Here is a 4,162-nt window from a genome sequence, read left to right on the forward strand (position 1 = left end):
GTTTGCCAATCGGTACCGATGAATACCCCATATCCTCTTCCCGGTACGTCCACGCCGTTGCTATGACACTCGATTCACTCGGACCATAGGCGTTCATATACTCCACGCTGTCCTTCCACCGCGTCACCAGTTCTTTCGTGATCGCTGATCCACCTGTCACCAGTTTTTTCAGTGCCGGCAGCTTGTCGGGTTCTATCCCCGCCAGATAGGTAGGCGGTAGCAACGCAATCGTAATTTGGTTTTCGTTGACAAAGCGCGCAAACTCATTCAGGTTATTAATAATATCTCGCGAAACCAGATAAAGCGTTCCGCCTCCCAGTAAAATCGTGAACATTTCCCAGACCGAAGCGTCAAACGAACTGCTGGCAAACTGCAGCATCCGATCCGATCCGTTCACCCCCCATTGTTCCTGGAAGAAATGCCAAAGGTTGATGATTCCCCGGTGTTCTACCATGACCCCTTTGGGCTTCCCAGTAGAACCTGAGGTATAGATGATATAGGCCAAATCCTCCGGCTTGTTAACAGGTTGCAGATTGGCATGGCCATCCAGTTCTAAATGCTTCAACTCTTCGCCAGCCACATCCATGATCGGGCCGTGATAAGTGAGCTTGTCCCGGAGATGCTTTTGCGTCAGCAGCATGGACGCGCCGCTGTCCTCCAGCATGTAGTGAATCCGTTCCTCCGGATAGTTCGGATCGATCGGCAGGTAGGCTCCGCCCGCTTTGAGCGTGCCCAGGATGCCGATGACCATTTCCATGGAACGCTCCGTCATGATGGCGACGATATCGTCCGCCTTCACTCCGCGCTCTCTCAAGACGATGGCCAGCCGATTCGCCTGCTCGTTCAGTTCCCGGTAGGTCAGTGTTTGCTCTCCCCAGACTAAAGCCGGATGATCTGCTCTTTGCTCCGCTCGTTCCTCAAACAACGCGTTAATCGTTTGATCCTTCGGATACTCCGCCTCCGTGCGATTAAAATCGCGGAGCAGCAGGCTGCCCTCTTCCTCCGGTACGATTTCGATATCTTCGATTCGCATCTTTGGACAACGGACGATTTCACGGATGATCATTTGAATCTGCCCGGCTACCCGCTCCATAAAGTTTCTGTCATAGGCCAAGCTATTGTAGCGGAATTTGATCTGCAAATCATGTTCAGGCATAACAATGAAATTAAAATCAAAACTCGTCTGTTCGGAGACCTTTGCGGACAGAACCCTCAAATCCGGTCCGTGGTCGCCCTGTCCTTTGACGGCTTCCTCCATCGGATAATTTTCAAAGGCCAGCAGGTTTTGCACCAATCCGCTTCCATGAGCGGTCCGCGACTGAATTTCTGCCAGCGGATAATAGTGATGCTGCTCAGATAGCCATGCCTCCCGCTGCAGTTTGGCAACCAGGGCCGAGAAGCTTTCTTCCTTTTCTGCCCGGACTCTGACAGGAATCGTATTGATAAATAGCCCTACCATCCGTTCAACACCTTGGATTTCCGCCGGCCTTCCCGAGACAACCGTCCCGAACACCACATCCCGGGTATTGTTGTACCGTTGCAGCAAAATCCCCCATACGGCCTGAATCACCGTACTTAACGTAGCGCCGCTTTCTCTTGCAATCCCCTCCAAGCTTTCCTTCATGTCTCTATTTATCGTAAAATCGTATTCCTCCTGAATGTATCCCGAATTAGCCCTGCTATTTTTGGTTTTGGGCAGCAGCGCCGGCTGTTCGTACTCCGTAAGATAATTCTCCCAGTAAGCCGCCGTTTCCCGATCATCCCTTTGTTCTAGCCACTGGATATATTGACGATAAGGATGCACCGTACCTAATTGCGGTATGCTTCCTTGATGAAGCGCACTGTAAACTTCCAGCAGCTCTTTAAATACAATGCCAAGACACCAACCATCCATAATGATATGATGAAAACTCCAAATCAAACGGTAGCTGTCGGCACTCATTCTAATCAAAGCGAATCTGATTAGCGGCTCCCGGGTGAGATCAAAGCCCTTTTCTCTGTCCTTGTCCAAATAGGCTTCAACATAGTTTTCTTTTTCTCTCTCTGTCAAGAAGGAAATATACTCGAAAAACATTTCAGCCGGTCTGTCCTTTAAAACGACCTGAAGCGGTTTTTCCACCTTTTCATAAACAAAGGCGGTCCGCAAAATATCGTGCCTTTGAATTACCTGCTGGAAAGCTCGCTCAAACAAACTTCTATCGATCTCACCCTGCAGACTGATCACGGCCTGCTCAAAATACGCATGTGAGTTTTGCTCCCTGAGGAAGTGGTATAGCATTCCCGACTGCATAGGGGTCAGTGTATAAATATCCGTGATATTGGACCTGGAATCCCCCATCGCGCGGTATACCTCTTCTACCTCCTCCATCATAATGTGTCTGGAACTCACATCACTGGCTGTCAGTTCCGTATATTCCCGTGATGCGCAATGCTCAATAATTTGCTCCAGATTACGCTTAAAGCTTTCCCCTACTCTGATCAGCGTGGCCTTTTCATATTCGTGCTTGTGATAGGCAAAGCTCAGTCGCAGCTTTCCATCAGCCACCCTTCCGTTAATGTCCAGGCAATAAGGTCTCTGCATATCGGGTGAAATGGTCTCTTCGGCAAGAACATCAGAGAGGGTAAATATTTCGGTATCGATATCCTGGTCAAATTGCCCCAGGTAGTTGAAGCTGATCTCAGGCCGCAATTTTAATTTTAAGATTTCTTCGTCCTGAACAATCGTTTGGTATTTTAAAATGCCATAGCCGATGCCTTTATGCGGAATACGCCGGAGGCTTTCTTTGACGGATTTCAGACGGGAAGACACGTCTTTGACACCTGACATATCCAAAATCACAGGGTATTGGGCGGTAAACCAGCCAACGGTTCTGCTGATATCCACATCCTGAATGATTTCTTCGCGCCCATGCCCCTCCAGGTTAACAAGTACCTTGTCTTCTCCTGTCCATTCTCGAATCGCCTCTCCCAGTGCCATCAAAAGAACATCGTTGATTTCCGTATTGTAAGCCTTGTTCACTTCTCTTAGCAGCTTGGCGGTTTGGACTTCATCCAACTCGATTTCGATATGGTCGCTATCCATATATTTTCTGCTATGAACGGAATGATCCTTGGGAATAGGCTTGATTTCATTCTGCTCCAGCTCGCGCCAATATGTGATTTCCTGCAGAAGCTCCCCGCTGCCGGCATACGTATAAAGTTGTTCAGACCATGCGCGGAAAGAGTCCGTTTTCCCTCTGAATGTAATTTTTTCTCCCTTTTCCGCCTGCCGGTATCCCGTAGAAAGATCCTCAAAAAGAATCCGCCAAGAAATCCCGTCAACCACCAGGTGGTGAATACTTATGCACAGATAGTCACCGTCTCCCGTTTTGAACAAGCCTGCATGCATCAGAGGTCCACGCTCTAAATCCATGCCTGACTGAAGCCGGATGGCTTCCTCCTTTACCGCATTGGCATTTATATCATCCTTTGTAAAATCCTTTACCTCCAGTGAATATAGCTCGCCTTCCATGTCCCGGTTGAACAAAGCCACCTGTCCCGCCTTCTCACGCACTACAATACGCAGCGCATCATGGTGCTCCACCAAGCGGTCGAACACTTTTCTTAACCTCTTTTCGTCAAAACCCTGTTTCCGATGTAACAGAACTGACTGGTTGAAGTGATGTGTTGCTGCAAAAGGCTGCTCGAAAAACCAGCTTTGGATAGGCGTGAGCATCATTTCCCCTGTTACCATTCCTTGAAAAGCAGTATGCTCGACAGATTGTACATAAGCACTCAATTGCTCAATTACAGGATGGTCAAAAAGATCCTTCAACTGCAGCTTTAGCTTGTAATCGTGAAGTTTGGACACGACCTGGATGGCTTTAATGGAATCTCCCCCCAGATTGAGAAAGTGATCCTTAATGCCGACCCGTTCGACTTTCAGGACTTTTCCCCATATTTCAGCCAATATCTTCTCTATCTTGTTTCTCGGTGCCTCATATTCCTCCACTGCACTCACACTCAGATCGGGCTCAGGCAACGCCTTTCGGTCAATCTTTCCGCTCGGAGTCATCGGCATGTGTTCCAGCTGCATAAAGCTGGACGGCACCATGTAATCAGGCAGCTCCTGCATAAGCTGTTCCCGCAGCTCTTCCGCTTCCGGTTCGCCTTCTGCTGTAAT

General features: G+C 48.8%; 1 protein-coding gene. It reads right to left on the minus strand.

All coding sequences use genetic code 11. The annotated features are described in order from the left end of the window. Positions 1–4,162, minus strand: a 4,162-nt coding sequence (locus tag WG8_RS25860) for a condensation domain-containing protein (RefSeq protein WP_007433262.1), incomplete at both ends; no start/stop codon positions are given.

It is taken from the genome of Paenibacillus sp. Aloe-11 (genome assembly GCF_000245715.1).
In the GTDB taxonomy this organism is placed as follows: domain Bacteria; phylum Bacillota; class Bacilli; order Paenibacillales; family Paenibacillaceae; genus Paenibacillus; species Paenibacillus kribbensis.